Source organism: Thalassobacillus sp. CUG 92003 (assembly GCF_013618635.1).
Taxonomy (GTDB): Bacteria; Bacillota; Bacilli; order Bacillales; family Halobacillaceae; genus CUG-92003.
This window is the reverse complement of sequence record NZ_JABLSJ010000010.1, coordinates 25,185-41,149: the sequence shown is the minus strand read 5'-3', so window position 1 is coordinate 41,149 and position 15,965 is coordinate 25,185. Positions and strand designations below refer to the sequence as shown.

The window sequence follows — 15,965 nt, the reverse complement described above, 5'->3', positions numbered from 1 at the left end:
ATAATGCGCACGTATCATGGAGAAGGGAAGAAGACGTATGGATGAACAGGAACGGTATAGAGAAAAGAAACAAGACCCATCGCTGAAGTTGTTTGTCGTCCTGTCGAAAGCAGAACGAGCGGTGGCCGATCTTGTAAAAGATGATATTCGACATCACGGTCTGAACCCTACAGAGTTTGGGGTATTAGAATTGCTTTATCATAACGGCGAGCAACCGTTGCAGAAAATCGGCGAAAAGATACTGCTTGCAAGCGGGAGTATCACGTATGTAGTCGATAAATTGGAAAAGAAAGGGCTGCTTGAGCGTAAAGCATGCCCGGAAGATCGTCGGATAACCTATGCTGCTATTACAGAAGCAGGAGAACAGTTGCTCAAACGCATTTTCCCCGATCATTGGAAACAGATCGAAGCGATTACGGATGGTTTGTCAACGGAGGAAAAAGAGCAGGCGATCGCCTTGCTGAAGAAGCTTGGGAAGTATGCCGATCAACAAAATAACTAGCAAACGGGCCTTTCGTCTGTTATACTCATATGTAATATCCTAAGGATAAAGGAGGTAGAGAGATGCTATTCAATTATTCGCGCGGGCTGAACTGTGAATCCCTGTATGTTTATCGCGCGATTATCCATGATTTAACTGATGACAGGATACGTGTGTCTTTTTTATCAGTTAAATAATGGAAAATAGTGTCTCATGCCTGATTAAATCATAATTTATTATGCAAGCGTCAGAGGTGCAGGACACCTCTGACGTTTTTTGTCTTTAGGAGGAAAATATGATGATCATTACATTAAAAGATGCCTATAAAATTGTCGGCGGCAGTGTTTTATTTGAAGCGATTAACTTTGAATTGAAAGCCCAGGAAAAAATCGGCCTAGTAGGGCGCAACGGCAGCGGCAAATCCACCTTGTTCCGGCTGCTTACCCAGGAAGAAGCTCTGGACGGAGGCGATTTATTTATTAAGAAAGGCGTGACCATCGGCTATTTGGAACAAATCCCCTCAGAATGGGAAGGGAATGCCCGGTCTTTCCTGGAATCAAGCTTTCAGCACGTATTAGCCATGATTGAGGAGATGCGCGATTTAGAAGCAGCGATGCAGGATCCGGAACGCATGGAACGAGCGTTATCGCGTTATGGCCAACTTCAGGAAGCCTTCATGCAAGCTGGAGGATTCGAAATGGAAGCCGATATCGACCGTGTAGCATCCGGCCTTGGATTAATGCATTTGCTTGAAGAGCCGTTTGCCCAGTTAAGCGGAGGAGAGAAGACGAAGCTTGGCTTAGCCAAGGTTCTGCTGTCCTCGCCAGATGTACTGTTACTTGACGAGCCGACCAATCACCTGGACTTGGAAGCCATTGAATGGCTGGAGCAGTATATCGCCCAGTATGAAGGAGCTGTTTGCATCATCTCCCACGATCGGTCGTTTCTTGATCAAGCGGTCTCCGCCATCGCCGATTTGGAGAATGGGGACATCACAAAGTTTAAAGGGGGATTCACCTCCTATGAAAAGCAAAAGGAAGAAAAACTGTTAGCTGAATTCAAAGACTACCAAGAGCAGCAAAAGAAAATAAAGAAGATTAAAGAAGCGATTAGGAGGCTGCGTCAATGGGCAAATGAAGCGACACCCCCTAACCCGAAATTGTTTAAAAAAGCCAAAAGCATGGAGCGGGCGTTAGAAAAGATGGAAAAAGTGGAACGCCCGGTTCTGGACCCGAAGAAAATGAATCTAAAGCTCGAGGCTGAAGAACGTAGCGGTACAGATGTCGTGGTGCTCGATCAGGTTTCCAAAACATTCGGAGATCGTCGCATCTTAAATAAAGTGGACCTGCACGTGCGTTACCAGGAAAGCTTAGCTATTGTGGGACCCAATGGCAGCGGAAAAACAACGTTGATCAAAATCCTGTTGGGAGAAGAGCAGCCTGATCATGGTGAGGTGAAACGGGGAAGTTCGGTTACACTCGGTTATTTATCCCAAACCCCTTTGAAGGAAGCGGACACTGATACGAGAATGATTGATTATTTTCGTGAGCATATCCGTGTAACAGAACCACAGGCGCGTCACATATTAGCGCAGTTCATGTTTTTCGGATATACCGTATTCCAAAAGCTGTCGCAATTAAGCGGTGGCGAAAGGATGAGGGTGAAGCTGGCCATCTTCATGCATCAAGGCGTAAACGTCCTCGTGCTCGATGAGCCGACAAACCACCTGGACATTGAATCGCAAGAAGTGTTGGAAGAAGCACTGGGACGGTTTTCCGGAACCGTAATCGGTGTCTCGCATGACCGTTATTTCTTAAATCAATGTTTTAACGAAACCGCTTATCTGGTCGAAGGGCTGCTGCACCGATACCCTGGCACTTTTTCAGAAACAAAGGATAAATGGGAAAGGGTGCTGGCTGATCGGCAACTAGCGCAAGACACGAAGAAAACGCAACAGTCTCCCGTTAATGAGCAACGTTCAAACGAGACAGAACAGGAAGCGCTCGTTATCGATGAACAGCAAGCAGAGCACGAGATCGGTCAACTTGAAACGCAGATTGAGGAGGTTGAAAACCTCATGCAAGCAACTGACGCGCTGGACGAATTGATGAAATGGCAGAAAGAGAAGGATCGGTTGAATGATGAGCTTGAAGCACTTTATGCCAAATGGGTGGAAGAATAGTATTGCGAACACGCTGGCAGAGCGCCAGCGTGTTTTTTATCTTGAAGAATGCGTTAATATTTAGCAGCAAGCTGTAATAAAGTAATGTGTACAGGTCATCAATAATTCCCTGAAAGAATCAGTTTCAGGATTGGTTGGGGGCCGATACATTATAAAAGCGCGGGTTGGCTTGGAAACAACTCGCTTTCCTACGGGGAACCGGCAAGCCTCCTCGGTCGCTTGTTGCCATTACTTGAACTATCCAGCTCCGGCCTAGCGGCTAGTGAGACTTCCCTCGCTTCTGTACGATAAGTCAACATCGAATCACGTCGTTCTTCGTGTTTCCTTTATCTCCTTCAGCTCAGTCCAGTCCATACGCCGCTGACCAAGACGCCTCCGCTTTCATGATGGAGTCTCGTCGTTTCCAAACCACCCCGTGATTATCTTGGTGAACGGCCTTTCTTCAGGGAAAATATATGTAGCTTGAATCTCTCTTGTTAATTTGGCAGTCGCATTTAACTGCTTCGCTTAGCTAGACATGGTAAGTAGTGATACATCATTTTATCCTATATAATGCCCTTTTATATCTGAATCTAGTTATCAACTATTCTGTCTAATAATTGAAGAGCGCTTCGTTCCAACCAACCACTGAAACATAAGGAGAGAAATCGGATGGGAGGTAACAGGTATGGCTGAAATGGGTGGTCATCTGTTGACCAGGGAAGATATGACAAAGCCTGATCGTGTCCCCGCCTGGCTGATCCAGGAGTATAAGATCTTTCGTAGCATCGTGACTGATGAAACGTTTCCTTGCTACTTTGGGAAATCAGCACAAAAGCGCGGGGAGTTGCGGTATTCCTATATCACACATGATGATTGGTCACATTTGCCCCGGACACTCGAGTCATTCGTGGGGTTATTTGAGCACCAAACCACATTTATTCGTCATGGGTTGTTTCTGTTTGTCGAACCCGAAATTGAAACGCAAACGCTCTCCTATTATCGGCGCTATTTTTGGGAAGTGCTGCAGTATCTTCATGATCAAGATACAAAACCATGGCCGCCGGATTATCCCGAGGACCCGGAGCACCACTTATGGGCATTCTCATTTGCGGGGGAACCCTTTTTCACGTTTGGCAATGCCCCGGCGTACAAACAAAGAAAAACAAGGGATCTTGGAAATGGCTTAGTATTAGGGTTTCAACCACGCCGTATTTTTAAAGGGCTGGAAGGGACCTCTGAAGGAGGCATCATGTCCCGTGCTAAAGTCCGTGAACGTGTGGAAAAGTGGGACGGACTTCCGAAACATCCGAATATCAGTCATTATGGCGACACGGGTCACAGGGAGTGGAAACAGTATTTTATCGGCGATGATGTAAAGCCGATTCAGGGTCAATGCCCGTTTCGTCACAACTAGTTGCTTCACGCTTGTTATGGAAAAAAGACGGATTCATGAAATAACGTAATGAAAAGAAGGGCGGCGAAGGAAAATGTTTTATTACCCGACTAACCCTGCACCCGACCGGCACCGTGCACCCTCCTATCGCATCATGACTGTAGAAGGCAGCGACGCGGTGGCTGTAAAACCTGATCGTGCTGATGTCGAACTGGGTGTCATCACTCAGGCGATGTCCCTCACCGAAGCGCAAGAAACCAACGCCGAAACTATGAACCAGGTGATCCAATCGCTGCAGCAGCTCGGAATCCCACCGGAGATGATCCAAACCATCGACTATTCAATTCAACCGCAGTACGATTATGTCGATGGAAAACAGGAATTCCGAGGCTATCAAGTCACACATATGCTGTCCGTTAAAATTGCCGAGATTAATCAAACAGGTACCGTAATTGATACCGCCGTGCAGAATGGAGCGAACCGGGTCCTGGACATCAACTTTACGGTTAACCACCCGTCCCTTTATTATCAACAAGCTTTGACACTGGCATTAGAGAATGCTGCGGGAAAGGCACGGGCAATGACTGAAAAGCTGGGTGTCAAATTGGACCCCGTTCCGATTAAGATCGCTGAACGGAATAGTGATTCCCCGGATCCGTTCAATACGGCTGTATTCAAAACGCAATCTGCGAGCGCGACGCCGGTGGAACCCGGCCAATTGGAAATAAAGGCAACAGTAGATGTGCAATACCACTATTTCGCCTGACGCGTCTGAGGAAAAGAAGGAATTTTGATGAACAGCGTTGAAAAGGATTAACAAGGTGGCAACCACCTGATTTTAAACCGAGAATGGAGTCCGATATATGTACCGGAAAATCATCGAACCCCGTGTGTCTGAAACAGACGGGGTGGGTCACATCAATAATACGACGCTTCCGATCTGGTTTGAAGCCGGCCGGAACGAGATATTCAAGCTGTTTACACCAGATGATTCCTTTTTGAATTGGAAAATGATCATCCTGAATATGAACGTTGAATATATCAGCCAAATTTATTTTGGGACCGACGTCATCGTCAACACATGGGTAGAAAAAATCGGAAATGCCAGTTTGACATTATACGAGGAAATCTATCAACAGGATCGTATATGTGCGAAAGGCCATGCGACCTACGTCAATTACAATCTGGAGGCAGAGCGGTCTGAACCAATTCCGGAGGCCATTCGCTCGGAGCTCGCGAAGCATGTGTACGAGCCTGAAGCTTAAGGATTTTGTAGGTATATTCTATTATTTTGAAATATTTGGATTTAAAAGCTTGTTTCTTCAAAATGTGTGGTATAATTAAAGACGGAGAAATAATACATTGTCCATGCATGAACACCTGCCTTTTGTTTCTTGGTCCCTGGGTCTCTTGAATCTATCAAATGGTCAGGTGTTTTTTTATGGCTTTAAATGGAAGAATATTCTAAAATATTTTTAACCTAAATCAATAGGAGTGGACGTTAGATGAAGAAAACTGCAATTGTATACTGTGAAAATGAATTCGGTACAATGGATGGCAAAACAGCAAATGGTTTGGTCAGAGATTCTAAGAAATATGAAATTGTCGGCGTCATTGACAGCACCAAGGCCGGACTTGATGCGGGAGAATGCCTGCAAGGCGAAAAAAACGGCATCCCGATATTTGCGAGCATCGACCATGCTTTCATCCATTTGGCCATTCGACCTGAGTACTTCATCTACGGTATCGCTCCATCTGAAGCCTTTTTAAAAGAAAACGAAAGAAAAATTGTAATCGAAGCCATGAAAAAAGAGATGCACATCGTGAATACGCTGCATGAATTTTTTACAGATGATGCTGAATTTATGGCGACGGCTAAACGATATCACGTCACGATCCAGGATGTCCGTAAGCCGCCGCAGAAAAAGGATTTACATTTGTTTTCCGGAAGGATTTTTCATATTGATACGCCTGTCATAGCTGTATTAGGAACAGATGGAGCGGTGGGCAAGCGGACGACGGCAGTACTGCTCGAAGAAGCGTTAGTGAAACGGGGCTTGAACGTTGCACTAATTGCCACAGGCCAAACCGGGTTAATTCAAGGCGCTAAATATGGAGCGGCCATCGATGCGCTGCCTTCGCAATTCATTACCGGTGAAATTGAAAACGAGATTATGAAAGCTCATGACACAGAACATCCGGATGTAGTGATTGTGGAAGGACAAGGGGCATTAAGCCACCCCGCTTACATCAGTTCATCTGGCATTTTGAAAGGGGCGCGTCCAGGAACGGTCATCGTCCAGCATCCACCCAAACGTAAAGTTCTTGGGGACTTCCCGTTTGTCGAGATGCCGACACTAGAAAGTGAAATTCATCTCATTGAAACATTCTCGGGTTCAAACGTGATGGCTGTCACCATCAACCATGAGAACATGACTTCTGAAGAAATTCGCGATGCGATCCATCAGTATGAAACGGATCTCAACATCCCGGTTACGGATGTATTGGAATATGGATGCGATAAATTGGTATCAGGTTTATGCGACACATTCCCGGCCTTGAACCAGAAGCTTGACCGTGTACTCGTCAATTGAACAAAGTCAGGCTGCCCCGCGTTGATATCAATTTAGATAAAATCGCTCATAATGTAGAACAGCTTGTTGCGTTATACGGCAGGAAAGGTATTGAAGTCATGGGAGTCACTAAAACAGTCTGCGGTGACCCAACCATTGCGCAAGTCTTTGTCGATAAAGGGATCCGTACGTTGAGCGATTCTAGAATCGCCAACTTGAAGACAATGCGTGAAGCAGGTATTGAAGCCCGATTCGTATTGTTGCGAACACCTGCGATGAGTGAGCTTGACGTGGTAGTAAAATATGCAGACATCAGTTTGAATACAGAGCTTGCTGTCATCCAAAAGCTCTCAACAGAGGCGCTGGCGCAAAACACCATGCACGAGATTATTCTCATGGTGGAAATGGGAGATCTCCGGGAAGGCATCATGCCGGAAGATGTAAAATCAACAGTCCGAAAAATTCTGCAGATGCGCGGAGTTCGCATTGTCGGCATCGGAGCCAATTTTGCCTGTTTTGGCGGAGTTAAGCCAAGTCCGGCGAAAATGAATGCTCTTTCGCAACTTGCTGACGACCTTGACACTACATTTGGATTGGATTTGGAGTTTGTTTCCGGCGGGAATTCAGCTAATTACCAGTGGTTTAGCACGTGTGATGATGTCGGCCGAATCAACAACTTGCGGTTAGGAGAGTCGATTTATTTAGGGCGGGAAACGCTAGAGAGAGAAGCAATTCCCGGTTTATTTACCGACGCCTTCACGTTTGTTTCCGAAGTGATCGAAACGAAAGTCAAACCTTCCGCACCCTACGGTGAACGGGGGCAGGACGCCTTTGGCAACACCACCACCTTCACTGATAAAGGACTCATGAAACGTGCGATATTGGGCTCAGGGTTGCAAGACGTTATCGTGACCGGGTTAACACCGAAAAGCGACATTGAAATCTTGGGAGCAAGCAGCGACCACACGTTGATCGATACGAAGAATGCGCCATTATCTCCGGGGGACGAGGTTGCCTTCGATCTTGATTACGGAGCGCTGTTGTCAGTGATGACCTCCCCGTATGTAGCTAAGAAGTATGTCATTGCCACTCAGGAATTGAACACAGTATCCTAGTAATACCGTAAAAAGGGCTGTCGAGAAAAACGCGACAGCCCTTTTTTGGGTTCTATTTACCGCCAAAAGTTCGTGTATTCTGCTTTATCCTCAATGTTAAATTCGATTATTTTCCCAAGCAAGTCATAATTGACCGGATCTTTCCAGGGAATCCGAAACAAGCCTTTGGTTGAGCTGTAGCCAGCTTGTTTAATCTCATCGGCGAAATGCGTCATGCATACTTCTTCAGGTGCTACGCTTAAGTGATGTTTCGCTGTGGATATACCGATGATAAATGTGCCGTGATCTGAAAACATCGGCGTATTCCACTTGATATGCGGTTCTAATTGGGGATAGGTGTTACCAACCCACTTTAAGATTTCCTCCGTTCGCTCCCGGTGATCTGGATGATCGATACCAGCTAGGTAATTTTCAAATACGTTCACGTGCTTCCCTCCTAACATTTGTATGATATTATGTGGTGATAAAACGAAACAACGCGCTCCGGCTTTAGTCCATTATCCCCTATTCTCGACTTGATTATATCATGATTCCACTACAAAAAAGGAATCGGTATCGTTTCCGTTGAAAGATAGTTAGGACAACGAAGTAATGGAGGAATGGCATGGGGCAGGATTTTTATTGCGAAGAAGTGTTAAGCGGAAACATAGAAGTAGATAAATTCTATGAAACGGCGTCTACACTAGCTTATTATCATACGCGGCCGTTTTACGAGGTTCATATTGTAGCCATCCCTAAGGTACATATCCCCTCGTTTACAACGGTAGAAGCAAAACACAAAAATACCCTGGATGAATTAGTGGAAACAGTTCAACATGTTGCTTCGACAATCGAAGCAGAGTACGGTGCCTGCCGCGTGATGACCAACTTAGGAGCATACCAGGAATCCAAGCACTTGCACTGGCATATCGTTCATGGTGAAAAAATAAAATGAGATACCTGAATTTAGGAGTGTTAGAGTGGACTACGTCAGTGAACTCAGACAATTAGTAGGGCATAGGCCGTTGATTCTGACAGGATCTGTGGTCTTAGCCTTAAATGAAAACCGTGAGTTGTTATTTCAGCAAAGAACCGATGGAGGATGGGGCCTTCCGGGTGGCTTGATGGAATTAGGAGAAAGCCTGGAAGAGACTGCACGTCGGGAAGTGAAAGAAGAAACTGGATTAGAGGTTGGAGCGCTAAAGCTGTTAGGCGTTTTTTCCGGGGAGGCGTACTATTTTAAGGTAGCGAATGGAGATGAACTCTATTCTGTTACTGCTGTTTACTTGACGGAGGAGGTAATAGGTAGGGTGGTTATCGATCGAACTGAATCGCACGATATTCAATTTTTTCAACTGGATGATCTTCCGCACGGATTGACTGATGAATATCGTTCCTATATAACGCCTTACTTGAATGACCTGCAAACTAAAGACTGCAGATCGAGTTGATAGGAGACCGTCCAGCTGGTATAGTAATGAGCGTGATATAATATTTAACACATTTAGATGAAGGAGATAAGCATGAGCAGAAGTTCTCGCAAAATAGATATTCTTCACGCGGCATCAAGTATCGTTAGGGAGCGCGGCATATTTAATTTAACGTTGGAAGCGGTGGCCGAACAGGCCGGGATCAGCAAAGGCGGCCTTCTTTATCACTATCCTTCAAAGGAAGCGCTCGTGCAAGGCATGGTGGAACATTTAGCGAATAATTACAGTGAAAAAATAGCGAATAATGCTGAGGCCGATCCCAAAGAAAAGGGAAAATGGACGCGAGCGTTTCTGGATGTCACGTTTAAACAAAGTTATCAAAATAAGGATATGAATGCTGGATTGCTCGCAGCCAAGGCGGTTAATTCAGACTTGCTCGACCCGATCCGTGATGCTTATGCCGAATGGCAGCATGAAATTGAGCATGATGGGCTGGATCCCGTCAAAGCGACGATACTGCGTCTGGCGATCGATGGCATGTGGCTCTCTGAGCTTTTTGACATCTATCAAATTGAAGAAGAGAAGAAACAAGAAGTGTATCAAACGTTACAAGATTGGGCGAACGAGTGACCTGCTGGAGAGCGGGTCATTTTTTTATGCTGTTCTGGTCGACTTTGGAGGTTTTCTTGTTAACATTGACCGCTTTCTAAGCAACTCATTCGATTTTCTAAGCGACTTCCCCGAATTTATAAGCAACTTTTAGTGATTTCTTTGCAAGTCGGTATATTCAGCGGTGAAACGGGGTTGAAACATTACCGTCTGGATGGTATAGTTTGATGTGTTAATCAATAAATAAACCATCTATATGATAGAAATATTCCAAAGGAGGAAATACGATGAGTCAAAAAGTATTACTGACAGCAGCTGTAACAGGGGCAGGCGACACGACACACAAAAATCCGGACGTCCCTGTCACACCAAAGGAAATTGCTGAGGCAGCGATTGCATCAGCTAAAGCCGGGGCAACTGTTGCCCACGTTCATGCCCGCGATCCAGAAACGGCGGGAATCAGCCATGATCTGGATCATTACCGGGAAATTGTTGATCGGATCCGGGAATCTGAAACGGATGTCATCATTAATATCACGTCCGGCGGGGGCGGCGATTTCATCCCAAGTTTGGACACGCCTGCTGCCGGTGGAAACGGCACTGATATGCAGCGCCCTGAAGAGCGTCACGAACCTGTAGGCGAATTGCTTCCCGAGATGTGCACGTTAGATTGCGGCAGTGTCAATTTCGGGGATATGGTTTATATGAGTCCGACTGACTGGCTTCGCGATCAGGCCAAATTAGTTCAGCAAAGTGGTGTGAAACCAGAGTTGGAGTGTTTTGACACGGGGCATCTTCGGTTTGCCAAACAACTAATCGATGAAGGTTTAGTTGACGGCGATCCCATGTTCCAATTTTGTCTGGGCATCCCTTGGGGAGCAGAAGCCGACGCTGAAACCATTCTGTATATGAAAAATCGCTTACCGGAAAACGCCAGCTGGTCTGCTTTCGGCATTGGGAGAAAGCAAATGCCGATTGTGGCTCAGGCTGCTTTGTTAGGCGGAAATGTCCGGGTCGGATTAGAAGATAACATTTATTTGCGTAAAGGGGTGACGGCCAGAAACGACCAGCTTGTCGAAAAAGCGGTCCACACGCTGCATGGCAATGGGATACACGTTTTGTCACCTCAAGAAGCGCGTGCTCAATTCAACTTGCGCGATCCCAAAGGAGGCAGCTCAGCATGACCTCCTCCAATCAAGCAATTAATAAGCTGACTGTCGTCGGTACAGGTGTTATTGGCAATGGCTGGATCGCGCGGTTTTTAGCAAATGGATATGACGTCATCGCCTATGATCCTGCTGAAGGGGCCGAAGCGAAAACGCGAAATGCTGTGCAGCAAGCTTGGCCTTCGTTAAAAGAAATGGGACTTGCTCCGAATGCGGAGCGTGCTCAATTGACATTTGTTCATGATTTAGCCGAGGCAGTGGGCGAAGCTGATTTGATTCAAGAAAATGTCCCTGAACGAGAAGAATTGAAGAAGCATGTCTTATCAAGCATTGACGAGCACGCCCCGAAGGACGCGGTGATTGCCTCAAGTACGTCGGGCATTAAGCCGAGCATTTTGCAGGATGGGCTGAAGCATCCGAAACGTGTCATCGTGGCACACCCGTTTAATCCTGTCTACATTTTACCTTTAGTCGAACTGGTAGGAGGCAGGGACACACATGCGGCCGTGCTGCATCACGCGGAGCAATTTTATCAAGACGTTGCCATGAAGCCGCTGATTGTTCATCATGAAATTGAAGGTCATGTTGCAGATCGATTGATGGAAGCGCTCTGGCGGGAAGCCTTGCATATCGTGAATGACGGGATTGCTACAACAGAAGAAGTGGATAATGCCATCGTGTACGGGGCTGGTCTGCGATGGGCTCAAATGGGGCCGTTCCTCACCTTCCATTTGGCTGGCGGGGATCAAGGCATGCGTCACATGCTTGAGCAATTCGGTCCCGCCCTTAAACAGCCGTGGACAAAGCTGGAAGCACCAGAATTGACCGATGAGTTGAAGGAAAAAGTCATCTCTGGCTGCGACACGCATGCTGGAGATGAATCGATTGCCGAACTGGAACGAAAGCGGAACGAATTTCTCGTTAAATTGCTTGATTTGGTTGAAGACTATTGGCCGCAATCACAAGGAGTAGCTAAAAACTGATTAGCAGCATAGGAGGGATGACGTGAGCGAAGAAACTTTTTCATACCAGCAGCAGGTCCATCACGAATGGGTAGACTACAATGGCCATATGAACGATGCAGCCTACGCGATCGTTTTCAGTGAAGCTGTTGATGCGTTTATGACTTTTATTGGACTTGATGCGCAAGCGCGTGAACATCATGCTTATACCATTTTCACGTTAGAAACACATCTGTGCTATTTGCAAGAAGCCCTTGAAGGGGAATCGCTGCGTGTTAGCGTGCAGCTCTTAGACGATGATACGAAACGGCTTCACGTCTTTTTTGCGATGAAAAATGCGCAAGGGGAGACAATAGCCACAAGTGAACAAATGCTGATGGGCATGGACTCCACTCAGGGAAGGCCTGGCCCGTTCCCTGAACACGTGGCACGCCGCATTGATGGCTTGAGGGAGGCTCATCAGAACTTGAGCAATCCTAAGCAAGCCGGCAGACAAATAGGCATTAAACGCAAATAATGAACTGAACGCAGTATTGTTCGTCAAGCCGTAAAAAGGGCGCTGAATTGTAAACCAATTCAGCGCCCTTTTAAATATGAGGATACCACCTTATAAAGGTTTTCCAAATTTAACTAATACGTGCCATAATAACTTCAATTCTTGAAGAACGTCATCGTAATGTCCGCGATCTTCCCAAGAATGGGGGTGTTCTTTCAAACTCTTTGCAGCTAAACCTATCTTACTTGCATCAATTGTGTCACCATGTGAAATCCGTTTTGCCAATGATGGCATGGTCGGTCCTCTGAAGTTGTAAGGGACGTCATCTGTCTTAAGGGTGAACCCCATGTGCCAGACCAGTTCGATGGAAAATGCTAAGCAAATATCATTGAGTATGTTTCCAGTTTTCGTATTTTTAAAGCAGGGGTCTGCAACAAGTACGTCTGTATCCTCGTTTAGAGAAACCGGGCCGTGAACCTGTGCCTCAATATAATGGTTGAGATTTCGACTGGCAGTTTTATGACTAACATTCTTAGAATCTCGATCAAGATTATGCATAAAATGATTGATTAGTTTAGCAGGAGTAAGGTCTTTCTCTCCAATGGCAAAATCTCGTGAAAATACCTCCTCAAGAAGTGCAGCCAACACCATATCGAATTGTTTAAATGTCCCTTTTTCAGATGGATTCTGATGGGAGTCCAAATAGGTATAAGTAGCCCGGTGTGAGACGTTAGGTGATAACAGCAAATAGCATGACCCAAACCGGGGAGAAGGTCCGTCTGGATGTAACATTAAATTCAACGCTCCATATTTAGGTCGTTCGCTCAGCAATGAGCCTGCAGTTTGATAAGCGCCTCCGAACAAATCTTTTTCCCACATATCACGCGCCCCACCCGAATATGCAGAGACGCTTCCGTTTGAGATGAATGTTTCAAACTGGCTCTTATACTCTCCTTTTTCTAATAGTGATTCAGCGACACTCTTCATGTTGGGCAGCAGTCGGTCTGGGTGGAAGTGTAAACCGATTTTAGCGTAACGTTTTACATTGTGCACAGCGTCTTCAAAAACATCACGTGAGATATTAGACATTTTTAATACAATCTATTATGGCCTTAGAATTGCTGCTATGCGCTTTGGCATACTCGGTAATATGTATTAAAGCCCGTCGTTGTGATGGTGTTAACTCCATACCTTTTGCTCCTTTACTATTTCAACTTTATTATAGTCTAACACGGCTTCACTGAGCCTCGATTTTTCCCCCTCACACAGAGTGACCAAAGGTGGTATTTAATGCCAGATTAGTAGTATAATTTAAATAATCAGAAGGGTCGTTCAAAAGGAAACAATATTGGAGTTGATAGATATGGCGCTCGAAGTTGACCTTCAATCAAGTGGCTACAACGCTCATCAAAATGTTTTACATGATATTCAATTTGCTGTGGAGCCGGGAGAAGTCGTTGGACTCATCGCTCCTAATGGCGCCGGCAAAAGTACGTTGATCAAATCAATCCTTGGAATCATAAAGGACGTCGAAGGTGAGATGCGTTTAAAAGATTATGCATACATACCAGAAAGGCCAATATTTTATGAAGGCTTAACATTAAAAGAACACCTCGATTTTCTTTCATCGACGCTAGATATATCGAGTGAACGGTTTAACGAAAAGGTAGAGAAGTTAGTGCGCGATTTTTATTTAGCTGACGTAATGCTCCAATATCCGGAGTCGTTTTCGAAAGGCATGCAGCAAAAAGTCATGCTTGTCATCGCCTTTCTAAAAGAAGCTGCTGTTTATTTAATTGATGAACCTTTTATGGGATTAGATCCGAAAAGCATGAAAAAACTTCTCCAGTACGTGGAGCGGAAAAAGAACGATGGTGCTGGTATATTAATGACTACCCATGTCCTGGACACCGCGGAAAAGGTGTGTGACCGCTTTATTCTGTTATTTAACGGCAGCATCGTCTTCCAGGGAACAATAAAAGATATTCGTAAGGCGAGCGGGCTAAAGCAGGGCTCACTGTTTGATTGCTTCGATGTTCTGACCGAGGACACCTCCTATGTCCGCTAAAACCATTCTCCAACAACGATTGACCACCGAGTTTCGATTCCAACTCAACGTTTTGCGCTCAGTTGTGGATTGGGTGGTGCTCCTTTATATTGTAGTTCCCTTCCTGACTTTGGCTGCGTTCTTCTATGTGGACGCCTGGCAGAACGTCAGCCTGTATTGGAGTGACAGCATTCCGTTTTTTGCGCTGCTTATCGTGCTTTTAATCCTATCTGTCGGCGGCAACTTTCGAACGCATCTTTTAGAAGCTGATGTGATTTTTTTAATTCATTTAAAATCAGTCTATTACAAATTGAAGCAATATAGCTTCCTTGTATCGGCCATTAAAATCGGCTTCAGTATGGCGTTGAAAATCATGTGTCTTGCGCCTATTTTAGTGCACATATATGACTTTTCCATGCTCGATACATCTATATTAGCTCTCGAAGCCAGTATGTTTCAATTCCTTGTCATGACGATAAGAAGAATCTATAGAAATACCTATGTGAGAGGATTAATGATCAGCGGGGCGGCCGTAAGTGTGGTCTTGCTCGTTCTTTTTGTACCATCGGTTCCAGGGCTATTTGTGAGCCTGGTCGGTTTAGGTATCATTTGTTATTATCATGCTTTTGTTATGACCCGAACGACGTCCCGCTTCTACGAGGAAGTGGCGATCGAGGACTATGAGCGATTCCGCTACATCAGGCTGATTTTGGCTTATTCAACTGAGGTAGAGAAAAGTGGCGGTAAACAGGCTAGCCACCCTGCTTTCGTATTTCGACGTTCGAGTCCCATTTTCAAAACACCTTCGAAGGAAAATGGTTTAACAACGTTAGTTTTGAAGGCTTTTTTACGAAACAAAAGCATGGTGTCCATGTATGCTCAGCTTATGGGTTTGACCATCGGAGCTATCATGATCACTCCGTTGTGGTATAAGTGGTTGGTCTTGATAGGATTTAGTTTTTTCATGAATTCGTGGCTGAAAGCAACATTCACTAAGCTGTTATCCAATCCATTTTTTCATGTCGTCCCATATGATAAACAAATAACAGACCCCGTATGGGCACAGTTTAAAAAAATGATCTATCTTTCTAGCTTTTTTGTAATGGCTATAGTCGCGATCGTATCTACGATGCTATCTTTATAAATCAAATTGAAAGCGCAGTTTCTTATGACCTTTCGTTATTAGAGAGGTCCTAGAGGCTGGGTCAAAACTGAATAAGACACAAAAATACCGAACCTTTAGCTGAAATAGTTCGGTATTTTTGTGTTTCCAAGAATGCGTTCCGTGATTGCTCCGTCAAAACACTCCGCTTTCCACGGGCACGGCCAAAGGTATTTCCATCATTTATCGTTGCTCCGCCCAGTAATATCATCGCTCGGCCGGCGTTTATCGTCGGCCCGTACCATATCGTCGCATCGCCAGCAATTGTCGTCGCCCCGCCCAGGAATATCATCGCTCCGCCGCCAGTAATCGTCGACACCTGCCTCTACGCACAAAAAAAGCTTGTAGAACACGGGGTGCTCTACAAGCTGAGGACCTTTCGTTACGA

The 15,965-nt window shown here is 45.5% G+C and carries 17 protein-coding genes and 1 pseudogene; 15 read left to right on the top strand and 3 right to left on the bottom strand.

Features of this window, described 5'->3' with window-relative positions; genetic code table 11:
* The first annotated feature begins 37 nt into the window (after window positions 1-37).
* The 7 genes from HOP45_RS14925 (at window position 38) to HOP45_RS14895 (ending at window position 7,726) form a co-directional block, all read left to right on the top strand.
* The gene (locus HOP45_RS14925; RefSeq protein WP_181350181.1) at window positions 38-502 is read left to right on the top strand and encodes a MarR family winged helix-turn-helix transcriptional regulator; all 465 of its coding nucleotides are present in this window, start codon (window positions 38-40) and stop codon (window positions 500-502) included.
* Between the two features lie 277 nt (window positions 503-779).
* Window positions 780-2,663 (top strand): ribosomal protection-like ABC-F family protein, encoded by a 1,884-nt coding sequence (gene abc-f / locus HOP45_RS14920; RefSeq protein WP_255437684.1) that lies wholly within the window; start codon window positions 780-782, stop codon window positions 2,661-2,663.
* 667 nt (window positions 2,664-3,330) lie between these two features.
* Complete coding sequence (locus HOP45_RS14915; protein ID WP_181350179.1) at window positions 3,331-4,059, top strand: YqcI/YcgG family protein; 729 nt, start codon at window positions 3,331-3,333, stop codon at window positions 4,057-4,059.
* Window positions 4,060-4,132: 73 nt separating this feature from the next.
* Entirely contained in the window at window positions 4,133-4,804 is a 672-nt protein-coding gene (locus tag HOP45_RS14910) for an SIMPL domain-containing protein (RefSeq protein WP_181350178.1), read from the top strand.
* 97 nt (window positions 4,805-4,901) lie between these two features.
* A complete protein-coding gene (locus HOP45_RS14905) occupies window positions 4,902-5,303 on the top strand; it encodes an acyl-CoA thioesterase (RefSeq protein ID WP_181350177.1) in 402 nt (133 codons plus the stop codon).
* A gap of 240 nt (window positions 5,304-5,543) precedes the next feature.
* Window positions 5,544-6,632, top strand: coding sequence for an N-acetyltransferase DgcN family protein (locus HOP45_RS14900; RefSeq protein WP_181350176.1), 1,089 nt, complete (start codon window positions 5,544-5,546; stop codon window positions 6,630-6,632).
* Entirely contained in the window at window positions 6,629-7,726 is a 1,098-nt protein-coding gene (locus HOP45_RS14895; protein ID WP_255437683.1) for an alanine/ornithine racemase family PLP-dependent enzyme, read from the top strand. Before HOP45_RS14900 ends, HOP45_RS14895 begins: the two co-directional genes overlap by 4 nt.
* Window positions 7,727-7,782: 56 nt before the next feature.
* Here HOP45_RS14895 and HOP45_RS14890 read toward each other — a convergent pair whose 3' ends face one another.
* Window positions 7,783-8,151, bottom strand: a complete 369-nt coding sequence (locus HOP45_RS14890; protein WP_181350175.1) for an iron chaperone — start codon at window positions 8,149-8,151, stop codon at window positions 7,783-7,785.
* 179 nt (window positions 8,152-8,330) lie between these two features.
* On the opposite strand from HOP45_RS14890, the gene HOP45_RS14885 reads away from it, so the two are divergent.
* The 6 genes from HOP45_RS14885 to HOP45_RS14860 all read left to right on the top strand — a co-directional run bounded on the left by HOP45_RS14885 (window position 8,331) and on the right by HOP45_RS14860 (window position 12,389).
* Window positions 8,331-8,660, top strand: a complete 330-nt coding sequence (locus HOP45_RS14885) for an HIT family protein (RefSeq protein ID WP_181350174.1) — start codon at window positions 8,331-8,333, stop codon at window positions 8,658-8,660.
* 25 nt (window positions 8,661-8,685) lie between these two features.
* Window positions 8,686-9,156 carry an NUDIX hydrolase gene (locus HOP45_RS14880; RefSeq protein ID WP_181350173.1) on the top strand — a complete coding sequence of 157 codons (471 nt, stop codon included), beginning with the start codon at window positions 8,686-8,688 and terminating at the stop codon, window positions 9,154-9,156.
* 72 nt (window positions 9,157-9,228) lie between these two features.
* The gene (locus HOP45_RS14875) at window positions 9,229-9,765 is read left to right on the top strand and encodes a TetR/AcrR family transcriptional regulator (RefSeq protein WP_181350172.1); all 537 of its coding nucleotides are present in this window, start codon (window positions 9,229-9,231) and stop codon (window positions 9,763-9,765) included.
* Between the two features lie 266 nt (window positions 9,766-10,031).
* Window positions 10,032-10,928, top strand: a complete 897-nt coding sequence (locus tag HOP45_RS14870; protein ID WP_181350171.1) for a beta-keto acid cleavage family enzyme — start codon at window positions 10,032-10,034, stop codon at window positions 10,926-10,928.
* Window positions 10,925-11,893: a 3-hydroxyacyl-CoA dehydrogenase NAD-binding domain-containing protein gene (locus tag HOP45_RS14865; RefSeq protein WP_181350170.1), complete on the top strand. Its 969-nt coding sequence runs from the start codon at window positions 10,925-10,927 to the stop codon at window positions 11,891-11,893. Before HOP45_RS14870 ends, HOP45_RS14865 begins: the two co-directional genes overlap by 4 nt.
* 22 nt (window positions 11,894-11,915) lie before the next feature.
* Window positions 11,916-12,389 carry a thioesterase family protein gene (locus HOP45_RS14860; RefSeq protein ID WP_181350169.1) on the top strand — a complete coding sequence of 158 codons (474 nt, stop codon included), beginning with the start codon at window positions 11,916-11,918 and terminating at the stop codon, window positions 12,387-12,389.
* A gap of 90 nt (window positions 12,390-12,479) precedes the next feature.
* On the opposite strand, the pseudogene HOP45_RS14855 reads toward HOP45_RS14860, so the two are convergent.
* Window positions 12,480-13,557, bottom strand: a pseudogene (locus HOP45_RS14855) (DUF3626 domain-containing protein).
* 174 nt (window positions 13,558-13,731) lie between these two features.
* Here HOP45_RS14855 and HOP45_RS14850 point away from each other — a divergent pair.
* Window positions 13,732-14,436 (top strand): ABC transporter ATP-binding protein, encoded by a 705-nt coding sequence (locus tag HOP45_RS14850; RefSeq protein WP_181350168.1) that lies wholly within the window; start codon window positions 13,732-13,734, stop codon window positions 14,434-14,436.
* Window positions 14,426-15,559 carry an ABC transporter permease gene (locus HOP45_RS14845; protein ID WP_181350167.1) on the top strand — a complete coding sequence of 378 codons (1,134 nt, stop codon included), beginning with the start codon at window positions 14,426-14,428 and terminating at the stop codon, window positions 15,557-15,559. The genes HOP45_RS14850 and HOP45_RS14845 overlap by 11 nt, the downstream gene beginning before the upstream one ends.
* Window positions 15,560-15,620: 61 nt before the next feature.
* On the opposite strand, the gene HOP45_RS14840 is transcribed toward HOP45_RS14845, so the two are convergent.
* Window positions 15,621-15,896, bottom strand: coding sequence for a hypothetical protein (locus HOP45_RS14840; protein ID WP_181350166.1), 276 nt, complete (start codon window positions 15,894-15,896; stop codon window positions 15,621-15,623).
* Window positions 15,897-15,965 lie beyond the last annotated feature (69 nt).